This is a genomic window from Pseudomonas brassicacearum, from assembly GCF_003732265.1.
Taxonomy (GTDB): Bacteria; Pseudomonadota; Gammaproteobacteria; order Pseudomonadales; family Pseudomonadaceae; genus Aquipseudomonas; species Aquipseudomonas brassicacearum_D.
In genome coordinates this window covers 233,140-252,114 of record NZ_MOBK01000005.1, presented here as the reverse complement: position 1 = coordinate 252,114, position 18,975 = coordinate 233,140, and the positions used below count along the sequence as shown (strand labels likewise).

At 58.6% G+C, this 18,975-nt stretch carries 21 protein-coding genes; 6 read left to right on the top strand and 15 right to left on the bottom strand.

Going from position 1 to position 18,975, the window contains the following annotated elements:
* The first annotated feature begins 96 nt into the window (after positions 1-96).
* Positions 97-615, top strand: a complete 519-nt coding sequence (locus BK660_RS12295; RefSeq protein WP_123433516.1) for a GspH/FimT family pseudopilin — start codon at positions 97-99, stop codon at positions 613-615.
* Here the strand turns inward: BK660_RS12295 and ispH are convergent.
* The 6 genes from ispH to murJ all read right to left on the bottom strand — a co-directional run bounded on the left by ispH (position 612) and on the right by murJ (position 8,060).
* Positions 612-1,559, bottom strand: coding sequence for a 4-hydroxy-3-methylbut-2-enyl diphosphate reductase (gene ispH, locus BK660_RS12290; protein WP_123433515.1), 948 nt, complete (start codon positions 1,557-1,559; stop codon positions 612-614). The genes BK660_RS12295 and ispH overlap by 4 nt on opposite strands.
* A gap of 101 nt (positions 1,560-1,660) precedes the next feature.
* Complete coding sequence (gene fkpB / locus BK660_RS12285; protein ID WP_174602658.1) at positions 1,661-2,098, bottom strand: FKBP-type peptidyl-prolyl cis-trans isomerase; 438 nt, start codon at positions 2,096-2,098, stop codon at positions 1,661-1,663.
* A gap of 7 nt (positions 2,099-2,105) precedes the next feature.
* Complete coding sequence (gene lspA / locus BK660_RS12280) at positions 2,106-2,618, bottom strand: signal peptidase II (RefSeq protein ID WP_123433514.1); 513 nt, start codon at positions 2,616-2,618, stop codon at positions 2,106-2,108.
* Positions 2,611-5,442: an isoleucine--tRNA ligase gene (gene ileS / locus BK660_RS12275; RefSeq protein ID WP_123433513.1), complete on the bottom strand. Its 2,832-nt coding sequence runs from the start codon at positions 5,440-5,442 to the stop codon at positions 2,611-2,613. The genes lspA and ileS overlap by 8 nt, the downstream gene beginning before the upstream one ends.
* Positions 5,443-6,393 carry a bifunctional riboflavin kinase/FAD synthetase gene (gene ribF, locus BK660_RS12270; protein WP_123433512.1) on the bottom strand — a complete coding sequence of 317 codons (951 nt, stop codon included), beginning with the start codon at positions 6,391-6,393 and terminating at the stop codon, positions 5,443-5,445.
* A 128-nt stretch (positions 6,394-6,521) separates the two neighbouring features.
* A complete protein-coding gene (gene murJ / locus BK660_RS12265) occupies positions 6,522-8,060 on the bottom strand; it encodes a murein biosynthesis integral membrane protein MurJ (protein WP_027924198.1) in 1,539 nt (512 codons plus the stop codon).
* A 252-nt stretch (positions 8,061-8,312) separates the two neighbouring features.
* On the opposite strand from murJ, the gene rpsT reads away from it, so the two are divergent.
* Positions 8,313-8,591, top strand: coding sequence for a 30S ribosomal protein S20 (gene rpsT / locus BK660_RS12255; protein ID WP_007942340.1), 279 nt, complete (start codon positions 8,313-8,315; stop codon positions 8,589-8,591).
* Between the two features lie 184 nt (positions 8,592-8,775).
* On the opposite strand, the gene BK660_RS12250 is transcribed toward rpsT, so the two are convergent.
* The 5 genes from BK660_RS12250 to rplU form a co-directional block, all read right to left on the bottom strand.
* The gene (locus BK660_RS12250) at positions 8,776-9,240 is read right to left on the bottom strand and encodes a CreA family protein (protein WP_123433511.1); all 465 of its coding nucleotides are present in this window, start codon (positions 9,238-9,240) and stop codon (positions 8,776-8,778) included.
* Positions 9,241-9,252: 12 nt separating this feature from the next.
* The gene (proB, locus tag BK660_RS12245) at positions 9,253-10,371 is read right to left on the bottom strand and encodes a glutamate 5-kinase (RefSeq protein ID WP_123433510.1); all 1,119 of its coding nucleotides are present in this window, start codon (positions 10,369-10,371) and stop codon (positions 9,253-9,255) included.
* Positions 10,372-10,508: 137 nt separating this feature from the next.
* On the bottom strand, positions 10,509-11,732 hold the full coding sequence (gene cgtA, locus BK660_RS12240) for an Obg family GTPase CgtA (protein ID WP_027924200.1): 1,224 nt from the start codon (positions 11,730-11,732) through the stop codon (positions 10,509-10,511).
* 194 nt (positions 11,733-11,926) lie between these two features.
* Complete coding sequence (gene rpmA / locus BK660_RS12235; RefSeq protein ID WP_007943982.1) at positions 11,927-12,202, bottom strand: 50S ribosomal protein L27; 276 nt, start codon at positions 12,200-12,202, stop codon at positions 11,927-11,929.
* 34 nt (positions 12,203-12,236) lie between these two features.
* Positions 12,237-12,551: a 50S ribosomal protein L21 gene (gene rplU / locus BK660_RS12230; protein ID WP_003176051.1), complete on the bottom strand. Its 315-nt coding sequence runs from the start codon at positions 12,549-12,551 to the stop codon at positions 12,237-12,239.
* Between the two features lie 240 nt (positions 12,552-12,791).
* Between rplU and BK660_RS12225 the strand changes: the two genes are divergently transcribed.
* From BK660_RS12225 to BK660_RS12215, 3 genes are all read left to right on the top strand, one after another.
* Positions 12,792-13,760, top strand: a complete 969-nt coding sequence (locus tag BK660_RS12225; protein WP_123433509.1) for a polyprenyl synthetase family protein — start codon at positions 12,792-12,794, stop codon at positions 13,758-13,760.
* Positions 13,761-13,879: 119 nt separating this feature from the next.
* Complete coding sequence (locus BK660_RS12220) at positions 13,880-14,221, top strand: zinc ribbon domain-containing protein YjdM (RefSeq protein WP_046028563.1); 342 nt, start codon at positions 13,880-13,882, stop codon at positions 14,219-14,221.
* A 206-nt stretch (positions 14,222-14,427) separates the two neighbouring features.
* A complete protein-coding gene (locus BK660_RS12215; protein ID WP_123433508.1) occupies positions 14,428-14,685 on the top strand; it encodes a PA4570 family protein in 258 nt (85 codons plus the stop codon).
* 149 nt (positions 14,686-14,834) lie between these two features.
* On the opposite strand, the gene BK660_RS12210 is transcribed toward BK660_RS12215, so the two are convergent.
* From BK660_RS12210 to BK660_RS12200, 3 genes are all read right to left on the bottom strand, one after another.
* The gene (locus BK660_RS12210) at positions 14,835-15,452 is read right to left on the bottom strand and encodes a BamJ family beta-barrel-assembly machinery protein (RefSeq protein WP_027924204.1); all 618 of its coding nucleotides are present in this window, start codon (positions 15,450-15,452) and stop codon (positions 14,835-14,837) included.
* Between the two features lie 121 nt (positions 15,453-15,573).
* Positions 15,574-15,885: a DUF6482 family protein gene (locus tag BK660_RS12205; RefSeq protein WP_123433507.1), complete on the bottom strand. Its 312-nt coding sequence runs from the start codon at positions 15,883-15,885 to the stop codon at positions 15,574-15,576.
* Between the two features lie 117 nt (positions 15,886-16,002).
* Positions 16,003-16,491, bottom strand: coding sequence for a TIGR00645 family protein (locus BK660_RS12200; protein ID WP_027924206.1), 489 nt, complete (start codon positions 16,489-16,491; stop codon positions 16,003-16,005).
* A gap of 159 nt (positions 16,492-16,650) precedes the next feature.
* Between BK660_RS12200 and BK660_RS12195 the strand changes: the two genes are divergently transcribed.
* Entirely contained in the window at positions 16,651-18,480 is a 1,830-nt protein-coding gene (locus BK660_RS12195; protein ID WP_123433506.1) for a hypothetical protein, read from the top strand.
* Positions 18,481-18,484: 4 nt separating this feature from the next.
* Here the strand turns inward: BK660_RS12195 and BK660_RS12190 are convergent, their stop codons facing one another.
* Positions 18,485-18,814, bottom strand: a complete 330-nt coding sequence (locus tag BK660_RS12190) for a PA4575 family protein (RefSeq protein WP_027924208.1) — start codon at positions 18,812-18,814, stop codon at positions 18,485-18,487.
* Between the last annotated feature and the right edge of the window lie 161 nt (positions 18,815-18,975).

Here is an 18,975-nt window from a genome sequence, read left to right as displayed (position 1 = left end):
CTACACGCTAGAACATTCGACCGGCCCAGGCGGATTGTTTTGCCATTACTCGCGCAAGGATTGCGCGGGCCACACCACTCCAGGGAGGGAAATGCCATGCATCAGCAAGGTTTCAGCCTGATCGAACTGCTTATGGGACTGGCGATTGCCGCAATTGTTCTGCTGTTGGTCAGTCCAGCGTTTGCGGCTCTCACTGAATCGAACCATCGCGAAGCGGCGGCGAACGCTTTGATCAGTGGAATACGCAACGCCAGAACCCTGGCCATCACACGCAATCAGGCCGTTGTGATTCATGGCATCAACGGAGATTGGGGTCAGGGCTGGCGGATCATTCTGGACATCAGTGGCAAAGGATCGAAGGACAGCAGCAATCCGCTGCTGGTTGAGCGCGCGGGGAGCGCTCGGGGGGCGATTGTCGGCAATCAGCCGGTCAGGCGATATGTTCGATTCAGCGGGATCGGCGAACCCCAGATGCCCGGACGAGCCTTTCAAGCGGGGACAGTGCACTTTTGCGCAGCCCGCGAACCGGTCAGCCAGCTCCAGGTGGTGCTGGCCGCCACGGGTCGCGTCAGCCTGCGCAGCGATAAAGCTGAGCAGGCTTTATGTCAACGTTAAAGCAACGAGCGCACGCGTAACTCTTTAGGCATGGAGAACGTGATGTTCTCCTCGCGACCGGCCAGTTCGTCGGCACCGGTGGCGCCCCACGCCTGCAATTGCTGGATCACGCCGCGCACCAACACTTCCGGAGCCGAGGCGCCGGCAGTAATGCCGATACGCTCGACACCCTCAAACCAGCTCTTTTGCAGGTCTTCGGCGCCGTCGATCAGGTAAGCCGGGGTGGCCATGCGCTCGGCCAGTTCACGCAAGCGATTGGAGTTGGAGCTGTTCGGGCTGCCGACCACCAACACAACGTCGCATTCGTCGGCCAGTTGCTTGACCGCGTCCTGACGGTTTTGCGTGGCATAGCAGATGTCGTCCTTGCGCGGACCACCAATCGCAGGGAAACGTGCACGCAGTGCGTCGATCACGCGGCTGGTGTCGTCCATGGACAGGGTGGTCTGGGTCACGAAAGCGAGTTTTTCCGGGTTACTCACCTGCAACGCGGCGACGTCTTTCTCGTCTTCGACCAGGTAAATCGCACCGCCATTGCTGCCATCGTACTGGCCCATGGTGCCTTCGACTTCCGGATGACCGGCGTGGCCGATGAGGATGCATTCACGACCATCGCGGCTGTAGCGCGCGACTTCGATGTGCACCTTGGTCACCAGCGGGCAGGTCGCATCGAACACCTTGAGACCACGGCCGGCGGCTTCGGTACGCACAGCCTGGGAAACGCCGTGGGCACTGAAGATCACGATGACGTCGTCCGGCACCTGATCCAGTTCCTCAACGAAGATCGCCCCGCGAGCACGCAGGTCTTCGACGACGAATTTGTTGTGGACCACTTCGTGGCGCACGTAGATCGGCGGCCCGAACACTTCCAGGGCGCGGTTGACGATTTCGATCGCGCGGTCCACACCGGCGCAGAAGCCACGGGGGTTGGCGAGTTTGATTTGCATACTGTGCCTCGTGTCTTGCGCGCAAGAAATAGCGAAAACAGTGAAAAACTTAATGTGGGAGCGAGCCTGCTCGCTCCCACATTTTGACCGTGTTCGGTCAGTTACAGCGATTTGACGCTGATGATCTCGACGTCAAAGGTCAAAGTCTTGCCGGCCAGCGGGTGGTTGAAGTCGATGGTCACTTGCTCGTCATCGAATTCTTTCACCACGCCAGGCAGCTCAGTATTCGCCGCATCGTTGAAGATCACCAGCAAACCCGGTGACAGGTCCATGTCCTTGAACTGCGAACGCGGGATGATCTGTACGTTTTGCGGGTTCGGCTGGCCGAACGCGTTTTCCGGCTGAATCGTCAGCGTACGCTTGTCGCCCGCCTTGAAGCCGAACAGTGCCGCTTCGAAACCTGGCAACAGGTTGCCGTCGCCGACCTGGAAGGTCGCCGGGGCTTTGTCGAAGGTGCTGTCGACGGTGTCGCCGTTCTCCAGGCGCAGTGCAAAGTGCAAGGTGACTTCCGTGTTCTGGCGGATGCGTTGCTCAGCCAATACCTGTTCAGTCATGAACGGCTTCTCCGGTCTTCTTACTTTTGAACATATCCAGTGCCAGCATTACCGCACCGACAGTAATTGCGCTGTCGGCAAAGTTGAACGCCGGGAAATACCAGCGGTTCTGCCAGTGCACCAGAATGAAATCGATCACATGGCCCAAGGCAATGCGGTCATACAAATTGCCCAACGCGCCACCCAGCACCAACGCCAAGGCGACGGCCAGCCAGGTTTCGTTGCGCCCTAGACGCTTGAGCCATACCACCAGCACCGCACTGACCACCACGGCGATCAGGGCGAACAGCCAGCGCTGCCAGCCCGAACTGTCAGCCAGGAAGCTGAACGCCGCACCGGTGTTGTACGCCAGGGTCCAGCTGAACAAATCGGGGATCACCACGATTTGCTGATACATCTGGAGCTTGCCTTCGAAGTAGAACTTGCTGGCCTGGTCGATGACCAGGACCAGCAAACTCAACCAGAGCCAGCTCAGCCGTCCGAAACGGCCAACGGCATTAGGCATAGTGACGAACCTCGCCAGCGCCGCTGATGTTGTCGACGCAACGACCGCAGATTTCCGGATGCTCCGGGTTCACGCCGACGTCTTCACGGCAGTGCCAGCAACGGGCGCACTTGGCGTGACTCGACTTGACCACTTGCAGCTTCAAGCCGCTGACTTCGGTGATCACGGCATCAGCCGGTGCCTGTACAAATGGCGCAACGGTTGCAGTCGAGGTGATCAGCACGAAGCGCAGTTCGTTGCTCAGTTTGGCCAGGTCGGCGCTCAGCGCTTCTTCGGCGAACAGCGTCACTTCGGCTTGCAGGTTGCCACCGACGGCCTTGGCCGCGCGCTGGATTTCCATTTCCTTGTTGACGGCTACCTTGACGGCCATGATCCGCTCCCAGTAGGCGCGGTCCAGCTCGACGCCTTCCGGCAGCTCGGTCAAACCTTCGTACCAGGTGTTGAGCATTACCGACTCGTTACGCTCGCCCGGCAGGTATTCCCACAGTTCGTCCGCGGTGAACGCGAGGATCGGCGCGATCCAGCGCACCAGCGCTTCGGAGATGTGATAAAGCGCGGTTTGCGCCGAACGGCGGGCCTTGCTGTTGGCGCCAGTGGTGTACTGACGGTCCTTGATGATGTCGAGGTAGAAACCGCCCAGTTCCTGCACGCAGAAGTTGTGGATCTTGGAGTAGACGTTCCAGAAGCGGTATTCGCCGTAGTGTTCTTGCAGCTCGCGTTGCAGCAGCAGGGTGCGGTCCACGGCCCAACGGTCCAGCGCCAGCATGTCTTCGGCCGGCAGGATGTCGGTTGCCGGGTTGAAACCGGTCAGGTTCGAGAGCAGGAAGCGCGCGGTGTTACGGATACGTCGGTAGGCGTCCGCACTGCGTTGCAGGATCTGCTCGGACACCGCCATTTCACCCGAGTAATCGGTGGAAGCCACCCACAGACGCATAATGTCGGCGCCCAGGGTGTCGTTGACCTTTTGCGGTGCAATCACGTTGCCCAGCGACTTGGACATCTTGCGACCGGACTCGTCGACGGTGAAGCCGTGGGTCAGCAGTTCGCGGTACGGCGCGTGATTGTCGATGGCGCAACCGGTCAGCAGCGACGAGTGGAACCAGCCACGGTGTTGGTCCGAGCCTTCCAGGTACAGGTCGGCGCGTGGGCCGGTTTCATGGCCCATCGGGTGCGAACCGCGCAGGACGTGCCAGTGCGTGGTGCCCGAATCGAACCAGACGTCCAGGGTGTCGCTGATCTTGTCGTACTGCGGCGCTTCGTCACCGAGCAGCTCGGCGGCGTCCATCTTGAACCAGGCTTCGATGCCTTCGACTTCGACGCGCTTGGCGACTTCTTCCATCAATTCAGCGGTACGTGGGTGCAACTCGCCGCTTTCCTTGTTCAGGAAGAACGGGATCGGCACACCCCAGTTGCGCTGACGGGAGATGCACCAGTCCGGACGGTTGGCGATCATCGAGTGCAGGCGCGCCTGGCCCCAGGCCGGAACGAACTTGGTGTCTTCGATGGCTTTGATCGCCCGCTTGCGCAGGGTGTCGCCGGTCGCAGGCTCTTTGTCCATGCCGATGAACCACTGCGCGGTGGCGCGGTAGATCAGCGGGGTCTTGTGACGCCAGCAGTGCATGTAGCTGTGTTCGATGATGGTGGTGTGCAGCAGCGCACCGACTTCAGTCAGTTTGTCGACGATGGCCGGGTTGGCTTTCCAGATGAACTGGCCACCGAAAAAATCCAGCGAAGTCGCGTAAACGCCGTTGCTTTGCACTGGATTGAGGATGTCGTCGTTAACCATGCCGTACTTCTTGCAGGTCACGAAGTCGTCCACGCCGTAGGCCGGTGCGGAGTGAACCACGCCGGTGCCAGCGCCCAGTTCAACGTACTCGGCCAGGTAAACCGGCGACAGGCGATCGTAGAACGGGTGACGGAAATTGATCAGCTCCAGTTCTTTACCGGTGGTGGTCGCGATGACCGAACCTTGCAGGCTGTAACGGGCCAGGCACGACTCGACCAGCTCTTCAGCCAGTACCAGCAGTTTGTCGCCGACGTCGACCAGGGCGTAGTTGAACTCCGGGTGAACGTTCAGCGCCTGGTTGGCCGGGATGGTCCACGGGGTGGTGGTCCAGATCACGATCGAAGCCGGCTTGGCCAGCGACGGCAGACCGAATGCGGCAGCCAGTTTGGCTTCGTCGGCAATCGGGAACGCTACGTCGATGGTCGAGGACTTCTTGTTCTCGTACTCGACTTCCGCTTCAGCCAAGGCCGAACCGCAGTCGAAGCACCAGTTCACAGGTTTGAGGCCCTTGAACACGAAGCCGCCCTTGACGATTTCCGCCAGGGCACGGATTTCACCGGCTTCGTTCTTGAAGTCCATGGTCTTGTACGGATTGGCGAAGTCGCCCAACACGCCCAGACGGATGAATTCGGATTTTTGCCCTTCGATCTGCTCGGTGGCGTAGGCACGGCACAGTTCGCGGGTCTTGTCCGCGCCCAGGTTCTTGCCGTGGGTCACTTCGACTTTGTGCTCGATCGGCAGGCCATGGCAGTCCCAGCCCGGAACATAAGGCGCGTCGAAACCCGACAGGGTCTTGGAGCGGATGATCATGTCCTTGAGAATCTTGTTCAACGCATGACCGATGTGAATCGTGCCGTTGGCGTACGGAGGACCGTCGTGAAGCACAAACTTCGGACGATCCTTGCCAATCTCGCGCAACTTACCGTACAGGCCAATGCTGTCCCAGCGCTGCAGAATCTGCGGTTCGCGCTGAGGCAGGCCGGCCTTCATTGGGAAGGCGGTGTCCGGAAGGTTTAGCGTGGCTTTATAGTCGGTCATTTAAGGCTCTTCATTAGCGATTGGCGCTAGGTGCGACAGGGCACGGGCGGCGGCGACATCCGCATTGATCGCCGTCTTAAGCGCCTCCAGAGAGGCGAAACGCTGCTCTTCACGCAGCTTGTGGTGGAAGACCACCGTCAAACGCCGGTCATACAGATCGCCGGCAAAATCTAAAAGATGCACTTCGAGGTGGGCTTTGCCATCACCTTGGACCGTTGGCCGCACGCCGATATTGGCGACGCCTGGCCAGGTCTTGCCGTCGATGTCGACGTTGACCAGGTAAACCCCGGTCAGCGGCACGCGACGGCGCTTGAGTTGGATGTTGGCCGTGGGCGTACCCAACTGGCGCGCCAGCTTCTGGCCATGCAGCACCCGCCCGGTAATCTGGAACGGTCGCCCGAGCAGGCGTTCAGCCAGGACAAAATCGGCAGCGGCCAGGGCATTGCGGACCTGGGTGCTGCTGACGCGAATACCGTCCAGCTCGACGGTTTGCGCAGCTTCCACGGTAAAGCCCTGAACGACGCCGGCCTGTTGCAGGAAATCGAAATCGCCGACGCGGTCACAGCCGAAGCGGAAGTCGTCACCGACCTCCAGGTGCTGCACGCCAAGGCCGTCCACCAGAATGGTATCGACGAATTCGCTGGCGCTGAGCTTGCTCAGTCGCTGGTTGAAAGCCAGGCACAGGACGCGGTCGACACCTTCGTCGGCCAGCAGCTGCAGTTTGTCCCGCAGCCGGGCCAGACGGGCTGGGGCCGTGTCCGGGGCGAAGAATTCTCGCGGCTGCGGCTCAAAAATCACCACGCAGCTCGGCACGCCCAACTCGAGCGCACGTTCACGCAGCCTCGCCAGGATAGCCTGGTGGCCACGGTGAACACCGTCAAAGTTGCCAATAGTGGCGACACAGCCCCGATGCTGGGGGCGCAGATTTTGGAGGCCTCGAACCAGCTGCATAACGCGCTTCTTGCTCATAAAGTGGTCGATTATAACCACACCCGGCGGCCGACGACAGGCAACACCGTAACCAAAGTGATCGAGCCGACAAAACCACCGGCTCGCCCGTGTTTATCGAGGTCGCAACCTCAACTCAATGCCTTGCGATTGAAGTCGCGCAAACGGAAGCCCATCAGCAGCAACATCCCGAAGTAAGCGACGATGCCGGCGGCGATCAAAGCACCCAGGCGCAGGAACCGCTCCAGCATATGCCCTTGATCCCATGCCGGCATGAAGTGCATCCCCACCAGCAATACGGCGGACATCACCAGCACGGCAATAACGAGCTTGGCACCGAACTTCGCCCAGCCCGGCTGCGGCTGGTACATCTGCTGCTTGCGCAGTTGATAGAACAACAGGCCGGCGTTGATGCAGGCACCGGCACTGATGGCCAGGGCCAGGCCGGCGTGGGCCAAAGGACCGATCAGCATCAGGTTGAACAACTGGGTCACCACCAGGGTGAAAATGGCGATTTTCACCGGCGTGCGGATGTTTTGTTGCGCATAAAAGCCCGGCGCCAGCACTTTGATCACGATAATTCCGAGTAAACCGACGGAATAAGCGATCAACGCGCGCTGGGTCATCGATGCATCAAAGGCACTGAACTGGCCGTACTGGAACAGCGAAACGGTCAGCGGCTCAGCCAGAATCCCCAGCGCCAGCGAACACGGCAACACCAGGACGAAGCACAGGCGCAGGCCCCAGTCGAGGATGCGCGAATATTCGTGACGGTCCTTGCTGGCGTAGGTTTTGGCCAGCGTCGGCAACAGAATCGTGCCCAGCGCCACGCCCAATACGCCGGACGGCAATTCCATCAGGCGGTCGGCGTAGTACATCCAGGACACGGAGCCTGCCACCAGGAAGGACGCGAAAATGGTGTTGATGATCAGGGAAATCTGGCTGACCGATACGCCAAGGATCGCTGGCAACATCTGCTTCATGACCCGCCAGACACCGCTGTCACGCAGGTTCAGACGCGGCAACACCAGCATGCCGATCTTTTTCAGGTGCGGCAGCTGATAAAGCAATTGCGCCAGGCCACCCACCAGAACCGCCCACCCCAATGCCATGACCGGCGGATCGAAGTACGGCGTCAGGAACACCGAAAACACGATCATGCTGACGTTGAGCAGGGTCGGCACGAACGCCGGCACCGAAAAACGGTTGTAAGTATTGAGGATCGCACCGGCCAGGGACGACAGGGAAATCAGCAATATGTAGGGAAAGGTCACCCGCAACAGGCTGGAGGTCAGCTCGAATTTTTCCGGCGTATCGGTAAAACCCGGCGCGGTTGCCCAGATCACCCAGGGCGCTGCAATCATCCCCAATGCCGTGACCAGCGCCAGCACCAGTGTCAGCAGACCCGAGACATAAGCAATGAATGTTCGCGTCGCCTCCTCGCCCTTCTGGCTTTTGTATTCGGCCAGAATCGGCACGAAGGCCTGGGAAAATGCCCCCTCGGCGAAGATGCGCCGCAACAGATTGGGTAATTTGAAGGCGATAAAGAAGGCGTCCGTCGCCATCCCGGCACCAAATGTACGTGCGATCAGCGTGTCACGAACAAACCCCAAAACCCGGGAAATCATCGTGATAGAGCTGACGGCGGCCAACGATTTGAGCAGATTCATTGAAAGAGTTTGTGCCTGTCGATAAACAGCAGGCGAACAAAGCGCCTACTTATGCGATACTCCGCGCCGCAGCAGCACAGAGCCAAAGCTCGCGAGTTTACAGGTCAAGCGCCGGAAATAAATATCCCGCCTCTTTATACCTACCACTTAGCGGAACGTCTCAACCGCCCTTGACAAGACATCAACTCATCGGCATGATTCGCGGCCTATTTTGTTTGCTATTTCCTAAAAAGTCTTTCGAGGAGCTCGACGGTGGCCAACACACCTTCCGCCAAAAAACGTGCAAAACAGGCTGAGAAGCGTCGCAGCCACAACGCCAGCCTGCGTTCCATGGTTCGTACCTACATCAAGAATGTAGTTAAAGCCATCGACGCAAAAGACGCTGCTAAAGCTCAAGCTGCTTACGTTCTGGCCGTGCCAGTTATCGACCGTATGGCCGATAAAGGCATCATCCACAAGAACAAGGCTGCTCGTCATAAGAGCCGCCTGAACGGTCACGTCAAGGCTCTGAACCTTGCTGTTGCCGCATAAGCGATAAGCTTGTTAAAAAACCGACCTCAGGGTCGGTTTTTTATTGCCTGCGATTTAGTAAAAGCACCACAAAAAAATGTGGGAGCGGGCTTGCTCGCGAGGAGGGAGTATCGGATGACATTAATGTCGCCTGACACACCGCCTTCGCGAGCAAGCCCGCTCCCACATTTCGATTTGTGTCAGCTTATTGAGCGTGCGCCCATGGCAGGATCGGGATCGCCGTCACCGCATTCTGCGGGCTGCCTTCGATCAAGCGATCGCTATAGACCAGGTACACCAGCGTATTGCGCTTTTTGTCGAGGAAGCGCACCACCTGCATGGTCTTGAACACCAGCGACGTGCGCTCCTTGAACACCTCGTCACCATCCTTCAGCTCACCCTTGAAGCTGATAGGCCCGACCTGACGACAAGCGATAGAGGCCTCAGCGCGATCTTCCGCCAGACCCAAACCACCCTTCACGCCACCAGTCTTGGCACGCGACAGGTAGCACGTCACGCCGTCGACCTTAGGATCATCAAACGCCTCGACGACGATACGGTCGTTCGGCCCGACGAACTTGAACACCGTCGACACCTGGCCAATTTCCTCAGCCGACGCCAGCAACGGCATCGCCAGCAGCAGACCCAACAATCCTTTTGTCACACGCATTCAGGTATTCCTTCAGACCAGAATCAGATTATCGCGGTGAACCAGTTCCGGCTCAGCCATATAACCCAACAGACCGACAATCGCCTCAGACGACTGACCGATGATTTTTTGTGCTTCCAGCGCGCTGTAGTTGGCCAGGCCGCGAGCGATCTCGCGACCGTCCGGCGCCACGCACACCACCATTTCACCGCGACGGAAGCTGCCCTGGACCAATTTGACGCCCACCGGCAGCAAACTTTTATGGTCCTGGGCCAGCGCTTTCACCGCACCACCGTCCAGCACCAGCGTGCCACGGGTTTGCAGGTGCCCGGCCAGCCATTGCTTGCGTGCCGCCAGCATGCCGCGCTCAGGCGAGAGCAAGGTGCCGATGCGCTCACCCGCCTTCAGGCGATCCAGCACGCGCTCAATGCGCCCTCCAACAATGATGGTGTGCGCCCCGGAACGGGCTGCCAGACGCGCAGCACGCAATTTGGTCTGCATACCGCCACGCCCCAACGCACCGCCAGTGCCACCCGCCACCGCATCCAGCGCCGGATCATCAGCGCGCGCTTCGTAAATCAGGCTGGCATCAGGGTTGTTGCGCGGATCCGCGTCGAACATGCCATCGCGATCCGTGAGGATCACCAGCAAATCAGCTTCGACCAGGTTGGCCACCAGCGCCGCCAGCGTGTCGTTGTCGCCGAAACGGATTTCGTCGGTCACCACGGTGTCGTTTTCGTTGATCACCGGGATCACTTTCAGCTCGACCAGCGCGCGCAAGGTGCTGCGGGCGTTCAGGTAGCGCTTGCGATCGGACAAGTCATCGTGCGTCAGGAGAATCTGCGCGGTGTGCCGGCCATGCTCGGCAAAGCTCGACTCCCAGGCCTGCACCAAGCCCATCTGACCGATGGCGGCAGCGGCCTGCAGCTCGTGCATCGCACTGGGTCGTACGGTCCAGCCCAAGCGGCTCATGCCCGCGGCCACGGCCCCGGAAGACACCAACACCAGCTCGACGCCAGCTTCATGCAAAGCCACCATCTGCTCGACCCAGACACCCATTGCCGCGCGATCCAGGCCCTTGCCGTCCGCTGTCAGCAAAGCGCTGCCGATCTTCACGACCCAACGCTGCGCACCTGTCACCTTGCTCCGCATCATCTTCAACCTTAGCTTGAGGACAGCGCGACCTGGCACTGCCCATGACGTTAATCGTGGCTATTACTGACCAACGATCGATTTCCAGATACTAAAACGCCGCTCTATTGAGCGGCGCTTAAGTTTACTGCAACGAATCAGTCACGCACGTAAATGATTTCCGGACCGTCTTCGTCATCCACATCTTCCTCGTCCCAATCATCGTCGCCGATGTCGTGGACCGACTTCACGCCGCTGCGGCGCAGGGCACGCTGGTCATCCAGGGCCTGCAGCTGAGCACGGGCTTCGTCTTCGATGCGCTGATCGAGTTCTGCCAGCTCTTCCTTGTAGGCCGGGTCGGCAGCCAGTCGATCGGCACGATCTTCCATGTAACGCATGATGTCGTGGCACAGACGCTCGGTGCCGAGCTTGGAGATGGCCGAGATCACATAGACAGGACCAGTCCACTCCAGGCGATCGACGATTTCCTTGACGCGAGCATCGTGCTCTTCCTCAAGGATCTGGTCGCACTTGTTCAGCACCAACCAACGATCACGCTCAGCCAGGGACGGGCTGAACTTGGTCAGCTCGCTGACGATTACTTCAGCAGCGTCCGGTGCGCTGGTGTCATCCAGCGGCGCCATGTCCACCAAGTGCAGCAGCAAACGGGTACGCGACAAGTGCTTGAGGAAGCGAATCCCCAGGCCAGCACCATCGGAAGCGCCTTCGATCAGGCCCGGAATATCCGCAACCACAAAGCTCTTCCAGCGATCGACGCTGACCACACCCAGGTTCGGCACCAACGTGGTGAACGGGTAGTCGGCGACTTTCGGCTTGGCGGCCGATACCGAGCGAATGAAGGTACTTTTACCGGCGTTCGGCAAGCCCAACAGGCCGACGTCAGCCAGCACTTTCATTTCCAGTTTCAGGTCACGCGCCTCACCCGGCTTACCCGGAGTGGTCTGACGCGGAGCGCGGTTGGTACTGGATTTGAAACGGGTGTTGCCCAGACCGTGCCAGCCGCCGTGAGCCACCAGCAGCTTCTGCCCGGCCTTGGTCAGGTCGCCGATCACTTCTTGGGTGGCCGCGTCGATGACGGTGGTGCCAACCGGTACGCGCAGTACCAGTTCTTCACCTTTCTTGCCGGTGCAGTCGGTGCTGCCGCCGTTCGAACCGCGCTCGGCGTCGAAGTGGCGGGTGTAACGGTAGTCGACCAGGGTGTTGAGGTTTTCGTCGGCGATCATGTAGACCGAGCCGCCATCACCACCGTCACCGCCGTTCGGGCCGCCGTTTTCAATGAATTTCTCGCGACGGAAGCTCATGCAACCGTTGCCGCCGTCGCCGGCCTTTACTCGAATCGATACTTCATCAACAAACTTCATAACAAAACGCCTCTCGCCATACGGACGAGCCGAAAAAATCTAGACATAAGACTCTTGCAAAAATGAGCGCAGCGACCTCAATCAACGACCGCAAAAACCTGCGCTGGAGCCCATCACAAACAGCTTTGCAAGAGACTCACCCCACAAACGAAAAAGCCCCGTCGCAAGACAGGGCTTTTCCAGCAACCACGTAATTATGCCGCGACGACGTCAGTCTTCGGGACAATGCTTACGTAACGGCGATTGAAAGCGCCTTTTACTTCAAACTTGATCACGCCGTCGATTTTAGCGAACAGAGTGTGATCTTTACCCATGCCAACACCGTAACCGGCGTGGAATTGGGTGCCGCGCTGACGCACGATGATGTTGCCCGGAATGATAACCTGGCCGCCATACATCTTCACGCCAAGGCGTTTGGCTTCCGAGTCGCGACCGTTACGGGTACTACCACCAGCTTTTTTGTGTGCCATGAGTCAATTCTCCTAGTGAGGAATTAGGCTGAAATTAAGCCTGAATACCGGTGATTTTGATCTCGGTGTACCACTGGCGGTGGCCCATACGCTTCATGTGGTGCTTACGACGACGGAACTTGATGATGCGGACTTTATCGTGACGACCTTGGGAGATCACTTCAGCCACAACGGTAGCGCCAGCAACAACTGGAGCGCCGATGTTCACGTCATCGCCATTGGCGACCAACAGAACGCGATCAAAAGTAACGGATTCGCCGGTAGCGATTTCCAGTTTTTCGATCTTCAGGTATTCACCTGGGGCGACCTTGTATTGCTTGCCACCAGTAACAATTACTGCGTACGACATGGTATTTCTCCGATAATCCTGCTCACCCAGCTCTTTATAAGAAGAGGTATTGGCTGGCATGGCTGCATAGGGCTGGAAGGCCGGTTTGCAATTGCGTAAGGCAGGTGCTGCCCAGGAAGTTCAGGGTGCGCGATTGTACGCAAGCTGCCGGAGTGATGCAAGAGGCCGTCCATCGCGCCTTGACACCCGCCGACGTGGGTCCTAGCATGCCGCGCAACCCTTCTGGAGCAACTGTCGCTGATGCAACCCCAAGCTTTCTACCGCGCGGTGGCGGACGATTTTAGCGCCGTCGACGGCATCATCAAGAAGCAGCTGACTTCCCGAGTGCCGCTGGTATCGAAAATCGGCGATTACATTACCTCGGCTGGCGGTAAACGCCTGCGTCCTTTATTAGTGTTGCTGTGTGGCAAGGCGCTGGGCCGCGAAGGCGACGACCTGCGCCTGCTGGCCGCGACCATCGAGTTCCTGCACACCGCCACCCTGCTGCACGACGATGTGGTCGACATGTCCGGTATGCGCCGTGGCCGCTCGACCGCCAACGCCATGTGGGGCAACGCACCGAGCGTGCTGGTCGGCGACTTCCTGTATTCGCGTTCCTTCGAAATGATGGTCGAACTGGGCTCCATGCCGGTGATGAAGATCCTTTCGCAAGCGACCCGCATCATTGCCGAAGGCGAAGTCTTGCAGCTGTCGAAGGTCCGTGACGCCAGCACCACCGAAGAAACCTACATGGAAGTCATCCGCGGCAAGACCGCGATGCTCTTCGAGGCTTCGACCCACAGTGCTGCCGCGCTCTGCGAGGCCACAGCGGAACAGGCCGAAGCCCTGCGCACCTTTGGCGACCACCTGGGCGTGGCCTTCCAACTGGTCGACGACCTGCTGGATTACAAAGGCGACGCGGAAACCCTGGGCAAGAACGTCGGCGACGATCTGGCCGAAGGCAAGCCGACCCTGCCGTTGATCTACACCATGCGCGAAGGCACGCCGGAACAGGCAGCCCTGGTGCGCAAGGCGATCCAGAAAGGCGGCATCGAGGACCTGGAAAGCATTCGCGAAGCGGTAGAAGCCTCCGGTTCGCTGGACTACACCGCGAATCTGGCCCGTGATTACGTGGCCCGTGCGATCAAATGCCTCGACGCACTGCCTGCCAGTGAGTACCGCGATGCATTGGTTGAGTTGAGTGAGTTTGCGGTAGCCCGCACGCACTAACTGCACCGCAATACCCTGTGGGAGGGCCCCTCCCACAGGTTTATCAGCGTCCAGCCCTCTCCCGCCTAAAACCCTATATAATGTGCGCTTTTTAGCGATCCTGAATCCAAGGAGCTTTAGTGAGCACGTTGCCACCCTGCCCAAAATGCAATTCCGAATACACCTATGAAGACGGCGCTCAGCTGATCTGCCCCGAGTGCGCGCACGAATGGTCCGCCAGCGGCGAAGCCGATGTGGCATCCGATGACACCGTGAAAAAGGATTCGGTCGGCAATGTCCTGCAGGACGGCGATACCATCACCGTGATCAAGGACCTCAAGGTCAAGGGCACGTCGCTGGTGGTCAAGGTCGGCACCAAGGTCAAGAACATCCGCCTGTGCGATGGCGACCACGACATCGACTGCAAGATCGACGGCATCGGCCCAATGAAGCTCAAATCCGAGTTCGTCAGAAAAGTCTGATTCCGCTGTATTCCATCCCGCGCCATGCGTGGGATGGTGTTTCGCCCTCCCCCGCTTCAACCCGCCTGCACGCGCAATAGCCAAACGCTAGCCGAATTGACCTTACGCAACCTTTACCCGGAAAAAAGCGCAAACCGCCAATAGGCCCTTGCTATTTGATGAATAAGAATTATTCTCATTGAAACCCAAATCAATGGAGATGAGACATGACTTATTTGATCGATGCCTGGCTGGATCGCCCACACCCTTACCTCAGGATTCTGCATCGGGAAACCGGGGAAGTCTGTGCGGTGCTTGAAGAAGAAGCCTTGAACGAGCTGCAGGATCAGGGGGATCTGGACGTCAACGGCCTGAGTTCCAGCGAGCCGGTGGTGCTCAAGGAACTGGTGCGTAATCTGTTTCTGTTCTGCTATGCCCGGGCGTTGCGCCCGTCGAGTGAAGTGCACCACAAGATCGAAATATGAAGATCACACGCAAGATGTCGGAACGAGCCCTGTGGGAGCGGGCTTGCTCGCGAAGAGTCCATAACATTCAACATCATCGCTGACTGTCAGACCGCCTTCGCGAGCAAGCCCGCTCCCACATTTACCGAGCTCGTTCCAACATCCGGGTCTTACAGAACGTCGAGCAGTTCGACGTCGAACACCAGTACGCTGTGCGGCGGAATGCTGCCAACGCCTTGAGCGCCGTAAGCCAGTTCGCTCGGCACGTACAGACGCCATTTGCTGCCGGCATTCATCAGTTGCAGGGCTTCGGTCCAGCCAGCGATCACGCCGCCAACCGGGAATTCTGCAGGCTGGCCGCGCTCGTAGGAGCTGTCGAACACAGTGCCGTCGATCAGGGTGCCGTGGTAGTGAGTACGTACTTGATCTTCACGGGTCGGCTTGGCGCCTTCACCGGCAGTCAGCACTTCGAATTGCAGGCCGGAAGCCAGAGTGGTGATGCCTTCACGCTTGGCGTTTTCAGCCAGGAAAGCCAGGCCTTCGCCAGCAGCCGCTTCAGCTTTGGCAGCTGCTTCGGCTTGCATGATTTCGCGAATCACCTTGAAGCTCGCGGACATTTCTTCCTGGCCAACACGGCTTTCCTTGCCGGCGAAGGCATCGGTCAGACCGGCCAGGATCGCGTCCAGGCTAACGCCCGGTGGCGGGTTGTCGCGCAGTTGGTCGCCCAGCTGACGGCCAATACCGTAGCTGACGCGGGTTTCGTCGGTGGACAGATTTACTTCGGACATGACACTGCTCCGCTGTGCGGACGGCCCGGGAACTTGCCGTGCGTGCACAGCGCGTCCCGGAGCGCCCGGAACCAAAAGGGCCAGCAGACTAGCACAGATGACATCGTCCTGATGAGGGCTGTCAGTGATGCCAGGAGGAGCGGAAGGCGATAGGCACCTTCAGGCTTTCCCCGACGCTAGCACCCAGCCCGCACATTTCATCATGAACCGAGGCGTGAACGAGATTGAAGGGTAAGGACGGGAAGTCATGCAGCACTTGACGAGCATGCTCGACCGAGCGCACGTGGAACATATGGTCGTGGACATCGCTCAAGGGATACGCGGCACCATGCATGCGCGCCTCCAGCAGATAGATCCCGCCTTCCATGGAGATCAGGTTCAACTCATCGATTTTCCCTGCGATGGCATAAGCGCGTAGTTCAACAAGGTTCATGAAGGCACCTCAGACAATGGCGAGCCAAGACTACTTACAGGGATAGGCCCCGGCGCATCAAAGCACAAGCCAGCAACGCCACCGCCCGTCCGGTTCAACCATCTCCCCTTGTGGAAATCAGTGCTTGGTCAGTTTGTCCAGGTAGCCCATGGCGAAGGCCGACACGACGAACGTCATGTGGATGATCACGTACCACTTCAAATGCTCGGGATCGACGTTCTTGGCGTCCATGAAGATCCGCAGCAGGTGGATAGAGGAAATCGCCACGATGGAAGCGGCCACTTTCATCTTCAGGGAAGATGAATCCATGGTGCCCAGCCAGTTGAGCTTTTCCTTGTGGTCATCGATGTCCAGTTCAGAAACGAAGTTCTCGTATCCGGAAATCATCACCATCACCAGCAAACCGCCCACCAGCGCCATGTCGATCAGCGACAGCAGCACCAGGATCAAGTCCGATTCCGCCATCGAGAACACGTTGGGGATAACGTGGAAAACTTCCTGGAAGAACTTCAGCGCCAGCGCCAAGAGCCCAAGCGACAACCCGAAATAGATCGGCGCCAGCAGCCAGCGGGAGGCGTACATTGCATTTTCGATAAAGCGTTCCATTGAATCTCACACAGGACTGGAAATGGCCGCGAGTATATCAGCCCGCTGTTACACCCAGAAACCATTGAAAAATCCGCCACCTGCGCGCGTGTCCCAAATTTTTTCTGCTAGTGTCCAAGCTATTGACCGCTCAGCGACATCGGACAGGAAGACTGGAAAATGGATGTGCGATTGCCTTTAACGAGTGCCGGCATTTGCCTGACGTTGCTGATGAGCGGCTGCTCGCCAAGCGAGGACAAGCATCAGGTCAGCCTCGAGGAAAAAACCGCGCAGTTCGAACAATCGCTGGATCAGATCCAGGACCCAAAACTCAAGGACGCCGTCTCCGAGCTCGGCGGCTCACTGCTGTTGCTCGAACGTGCGCAACTCAAGCTCGACAGCAAACCGGTGGACACCGAATACGGCGAAGACGCTCTCGCCGTGCTCAAGCACTACCCGACGCCCCAAGTCCTGGTCGACACCTACATCAACGGCCTGTTCGTATTGCACAAGGATTCCAGCTCCGATTACCTGACCGACCTGCAACCGGTATTCCCGTTCAACTTCAATATTCCAGCGGCGTTCCTTTTCCCCCATGGCCTGGAATGGCAATCGGTGACGCTGAGCAATAAACGCGTCATCCCCTTCCAGCCCGAATGGTCGGAAACCGATCCCGGTATTCAGCTCAGCCCGTCGAGTTCCAACCTGACCAATCCCGACGACCTGACGGTGACCTACCCTTTCATCGACGGCCTGGATGTCGACAAGAAGAACCAGCCGCAACCGGTGAGCCTGCAAGGCAAAGTTGAAGTGATCGCGCCCCGCCGGCTCTACAGCTTCGACTTGACCAAAAAGGACGTCGGCCAGACCCGCACCAACGACAACCTCAGCGTCACCCTGTTGAACCTTGGAAAGAACTACGCCGAAATCGAGTACAACAACAGCGCACCAGAAGCCCCTGAGGTCGGTGAAACTCCGTTGAACCCATTGATCGTCCAGGCCAAGGACAGCACCGGGCAATTTCTCTCGCGCTCCGGTTCGATCAATGAAACCGCCACGCAAATTGCCTTCTACCAAAAACAATTGGCGAAAATGCAGCAACAGAAAACCTGGAGCGAGGCGTTCGAAAAACAGCTCAATGACGAACAGCGTACGTTCGAGCAGCAGCAGGGCCAGCATTATTCCAAGGTGTACTTCAACGGGCCGATCGAGACCCTTGAAGTCAGCCTGCTGGATTTCTCGACCGCAACCGTCACACGCAAGGACTTGAACTTGCCGGTACGTCGCTTCGACCCACACACCACGGAAAAAGCCGTGCAGCCGCTGACCTTGCCGGTGGTGGTGTATGACGATCAGACGCCCATCTGGCTCAAGGGCGCGACACTGAGTGAGGAACAGCTGAAAAAAAGCATCAACGTCAATCAGTCGGTGGAGGACCCGAGCGCCGCGCGCATCGAATTCGATCACCCCAGAAGCTTCAACGACGAGTTGCTCGGCACGTCATTCAGCCCCGGCGATAGCCCGGTCAGTTTCTTTACCGCGGACAGCAATGGCAAGCGCGATGAGCCGATCGAACTGCCACCGGAGGCCTATCAGGTCGACCCCTTGCGCGGCACGATCACCTATGACCTGAACCTGTTTCCGCAAACGCCGGCGTTCGCCGTGGGCTCCATGCCGCTGTTCCTGGCCACGGTCGACAAGCAAACGCTCGACGCACAGAAATTGCCCAAGGGGCTTGAGCTCAAAGGCAATGCGCTGGTAGTGGATGCGAAACTGTTTCCTGCGCAGGACTGGCGTTTTTTCGCCAAGGACAACAGCGGGAACTACCTGAAGGAGATCCTTGCGGTCACCCATGACGCCAGCGCCGACGGGCCGGCGTTATTTGACGTGCATTACTTCTATGGCCAGCCCACACGTCTGGAAAGTTATCAGCGAACCGACCTCACCACTGTGCAATATGGCTTCGAGGTCAAACTGGCCAAGGCTGATCTGAGCCAACTCGATCAATAATCCATCAATGCTCGAAGCCACCCAGATTGCGGCAACGGCCGCCGTTGATTTCCCGCAGTTGCGCTTGCAGGTGCAGGCACCAGATTTGTGGATCATCGGCCAGTTCGTAGCCGTGCAGCGTCAGGCTTTCAACGATGGTATCGAGAATTGATTCAGCCACGAAAGGGCCATGAAACGGGCCTTGTGCCTTGATGGCTGAAGGTTGCTCGCCAGCCATTCCGGCGGCGAAGAGCAAGGTCCACATGCCCGTATCTCCCGCCAAAGGACGGATGGCACACTCGATACGGGTCACTAGGCCCAGGCATTGACGGGTGAGGCAGAGGTTGCGCGACATGGCGGCGACCCTCGGTAGATCCGGTATTCAGCCCCCGTGGGAAGGCTGTTTCGATCCTGTGATGGCTGTCGATATCCTTGAACCAGAGAATAGAAGAAAAGTCTGGCCCGCACGCCAGGCGAGACCAGAAGGCGCCGAATGGTCATAGTGTGAATATTGAC

Coding starts and splice junctions, on each gene's coding strand:
- BK660_RS12295 (WP_123433516.1), top strand. CDS start 97: ATGCATCAGCAAGGTTTCAGCCTGATCGAACTGCTTATGGGACTGGCG.
- ispH (WP_123433515.1), bottom strand. CDS start 1,559: ATGCAAATCAAACTCGCCAACCCCCGTGGCTTCTGCGCCGGTGTGGAC.
- lspA (WP_123433514.1), bottom strand. CDS start 2,618: ATGCCTAATGCCGTTGGCCGTTTCGGACGGCTGAGCTGGCTCTGGTTG.
- ileS (WP_123433513.1), bottom strand. CDS start 5,442: ATGACCGACTATAAAGCCACGCTAAACCTTCCGGACACCGCCTTCCCA.
- ribF (WP_123433512.1), bottom strand. CDS start 6,393: ATGCAGCTGGTTCGAGGCCTCCAAAATCTGCGCCCCCAGCATCGGGGC.
- murJ (WP_027924198.1), bottom strand. CDS start 8,060: ATGAATCTGCTCAAATCGTTGGCCGCCGTCAGCTCTATCACGATGATT.
- BK660_RS12250 (WP_123433511.1), bottom strand. CDS start 9,240: ATGCGTGTGACAAAAGGATTGTTGGGTCTGCTGCTGGCGATGCCGTTG.
- proB (WP_123433510.1), bottom strand. CDS start 10,371: ATGCGGAGCAAGGTGACAGGTGCGCAGCGTTGGGTCGTGAAGATCGGC.
- cgtA (WP_027924200.1), bottom strand. CDS start 11,732: ATGAAGTTTGTTGATGAAGTATCGATTCGAGTAAAGGCCGGCGACGGC.
- rpmA (WP_007943982.1), bottom strand. CDS start 12,202: ATGGCACACAAAAAAGCTGGTGGTAGTACCCGTAACGGTCGCGACTCG.
- rplU (WP_003176051.1), bottom strand. CDS start 12,551: ATGTCGTACGCAGTAATTGTTACTGGTGGCAAGCAATACAAGGTCGCC.
- BK660_RS12225 (WP_123433509.1), top strand. CDS start 12,792: ATGCAACCCCAAGCTTTCTACCGCGCGGTGGCGGACGATTTTAGCGCC.
- BK660_RS12215 (WP_123433508.1), top strand. CDS start 14,428: ATGACTTATTTGATCGATGCCTGGCTGGATCGCCCACACCCTTACCTC.
- BK660_RS12210 (WP_027924204.1), bottom strand. CDS start 15,452: ATGTCCGAAGTAAATCTGTCCACCGACGAAACCCGCGTCAGCTACGGT.
- BK660_RS12205 (WP_123433507.1), bottom strand. CDS start 15,885: ATGAACCTTGTTGAACTACGCGCTTATGCCATCGCAGGGAAAATCGAT.
- BK660_RS12200 (WP_027924206.1), bottom strand. CDS start 16,491: ATGGAACGCTTTATCGAAAATGCAATGTACGCCTCCCGCTGGCTGCTG.
- BK660_RS12195 (WP_123433506.1), top strand. CDS start 16,651: ATGGATGTGCGATTGCCTTTAACGAGTGCCGGCATTTGCCTGACGTTG.
- BK660_RS12190 (WP_027924208.1), bottom strand. CDS start 18,814: ATGTCGCGCAACCTCTGCCTCACCCGTCAATGCCTGGGCCTAGTGACC.